2 protein-coding genes and 1 pseudogene are annotated in these 2,268 nt (G+C 69.6%); all 3 read right to left on the bottom strand.

What is annotated here, in order from left to right:
- A pseudogene (locus GT042_RS15090) lies at positions 1-473 on the bottom strand (pyruvate dehydrogenase (acetyl-transferring), homodimeric type); the annotation flags it as partial.
- 217 nt (positions 474-690) lie between these two features.
- Entirely contained in the window at positions 691-1,314 is a 624-nt protein-coding gene (locus tag GT042_RS15085) for a GntR family transcriptional regulator (RefSeq protein WP_161309229.1), read from the bottom strand.
- Between the two features lie 108 nt (positions 1,315-1,422).
- Positions 1,423-2,268: 2-oxo acid dehydrogenase subunit E2 (locus tag GT042_RS15080; protein ID WP_202532788.1), on the bottom strand; the 846-nt coding region annotated here is incomplete at its 5' end.

Here is a 2,268-nt window from a genome sequence, read left to right as displayed (position 1 = left end):
GCGCGGGCGTAGATGCCGGGGGAGGCGTGGCCCTGGATGTAGAGCTGGTCGCCGCTGCCGTCCCCCTCCTTGCCCTGGAAGAAGTGATTGAAGCCCGTCTCGTAGAGCCAGGCGGCCGAGGCGAAGGTGGCGATGTGGCCGCCGACGCCGTAGCGGGCTCCGCGGGTGACCATCGCGGCCGCGTTCCAGCGGTTCCAGGCGGTGATCCGGGACTCCATCGCCTCGTCGCCGTCGAAGGCGGGCTCGGCGGCGGTGGGGATGGTGTTGACGTAGTCGGACTCCAGCAGGGCCGGTACCCGGACCCCGGCGGTCCCGGCGTGCTGGAGGGTGCGGCGCAGCAGGTACGCGGCGCGGTGGGGGCCGGCATGCTCGGTGACGGCGTCCAGGGAGGCCGCCCATTCGGCGGTCTCCTCGGTGTCACGGTCCGGGAGCTGGTCGAGCTCGCTCGGAAGCTTGCCTACGGGGTCGGGCATGGTCGCCGCCTTCCGGACAGGAGGGGGGTGGAGAAAGGCCTTGTCTGGCAGGACAGGGCGAAGGACTGGGTGCAGCCCGTGTTCGACTGTAAATCGCTGATCGATGATCGATCAAAGGGGTACGGGGTAAAACTTCACGTTCTGAAGAAAGTGGCATCCGGTGCCGTGGACCAGGGCACCCAGTGACGCTCGATAAGTCGCATCAAAAGGGCATGAATCAGGCGCGCGGCGCACATCCGAGCACATGCACCTTCACCAGAGCGCCGATGGTCGGATCCCGCCGCCGGAACGCCTCGACGAGATCCTGGTGTTCCTCCGCGTACGACTTCTGTACGGTGCCGAGCCAGCGGATCGACAGCGCGGTGAACACCTCGATGCCCAGCCCTTCCCAGGTGTGCAGCAGCACCGCGTTCCCGGCGGCCCGCACCAGCTCCCGGTGGAAGCCCACGGTGTGCCGCACCTGCGCCGTCCCGTCGGCCGTACGGTCCGCGTCGTACAGCGCCGCCACGTGCGGCTCCAGCGCCGAGCAGTCCCGGGCCAGCCGCTCCGCCGCCAGCTCCGCGGCGATCTGCTCCAGGCCGGCCCGTACGGGATAGCTCTCCTCCAGGTCGGCCGCCGTCAGGTTCCGTACCCGTACGCCCTTGTTCGGCGCCGACTCGATCAGCCGCAGGCTCTCCAGCTCCCGCAGCGCCTCCCGTACCGGCGTCTGGCTGACCTGGAGCTCGGTGGCGATCCGCCGCTCGACGATCCGTTCGCCCGGCTTCCAGCGACCGCTGACGATCCCCTCCACGATGTGCTCGCGGATCTGTTCGCGCAGCGAGTGGACGACGGGCGGAGTCATGGGAGGCGCTCCTCGGGGACAGGGTCGATGGGTAGACGATACGGCGGCGCCCCCGCCCGGAGTGATCCGGACAGGGGCGCCGTCGCCGTATGGGTGTCTCCGAGAGCCTTACAGGCCGAGTTCGACCTCGAACTCGCCGGCTTCCAGGATCGCCTTGACCGCCGTCAGGTAACGGGCCGCGTCGGCGCCGTCCACCAGGCGGTGGTCGTAGGAGAGCGCGACGTACGCCATGTCGCGCACCGCGATGGTCTCGCCGAGGTCCGGGTGGTTGATGACCACCGGGCGCCGGACGGTGGCACCGATGCCGAGGATCGCGGCCTGGTTCGGGGGCACGATGATCGTGTCGAACAGCGCGCCGCGCGAACCGGTGTTGCTGATGGTGAAGGTGCCGCCGGCCAGGTCGTCCGGCGTGATCTTGCTGGCGCGGACCGCCGCCGCCAGCTCCGCGGTCTTCTTGGAGATGCCGGCGATGTTCAGGTCGCCGGCGCCCTTGATGACCGGGGTCATCAGACCGCGCTCGGAGTCCACCGCGATACCGATGTTCTCGGTGTCGAAGTAGGTGATCGTGCCTTCGCCCTCGTTGATCCGGGCGTTGATGACCGGGTGGGCCTTCAGCGCCTGGGCCGCCGCCTTGACGAAGAACGGCATCGGCGAGAGCTTGACGCCCTCGCGGGCCGCGAACGACTCCTTCGCCTGGTTGCGCAGACGCATCAGCTTGGTGATGTCCACCTCGACCACGGTGGTCAGCTGCGCCTGCTCGTGCAGGGCCTTCATCATGTTGTCGCCGATGACCTTGCGCATCCGGGTCATCTTGACGGTCTGGCCGCGCAGCGGGGACGTCTCCAGCTTCGGTGCCTTCGACGCGGCGGCCGGGGCCGGCGCGGCGGGGGCGGAAGCGGCTGCCTCAGCGGCGGCCTTGGCGGCCTCCGCGGCGGCGAGGACGTCCTGCTTGCG

The organism is Streptomyces sp. SID3212, from assembly GCF_009865405.1.
Taxonomy (GTDB): domain Bacteria; phylum Actinomycetota; class Actinomycetes; order Streptomycetales; family Streptomycetaceae; genus Streptomyces.
This window is presented reverse-complemented; position numbering and strand designations above follow the sequence as displayed.